Genomic DNA, 211 nt, shown 5'->3' with positions numbered 1-211 from the left:
GTATGAAGTGGGCAACAAAAAGCCTTTAGGCTATCGCCTAACCGACATTCATCTCCCCCTTATCGTTGGGCTTCGCCCTTCACACGATTGAAGAGAGAGTCTTCTGTCGGAAAATGATAAATTCTGTTGTTGAACAATAGATTCAATACAATATAGTATATATTGTTTAGCTAGATTTGTTAACGTAAATCATAAATACAAGGAAGTGCCA

The sequence above is a fragment of the Evansella tamaricis genome (assembly GCF_019042215.1).
Taxonomy (GTDB): Bacteria; Bacillota; Bacilli; order Bacillales; family Salisediminibacteriaceae; genus Evansella; species Evansella tamaricis.
Note: the sequence above shows the minus strand (reverse complement) of the source record.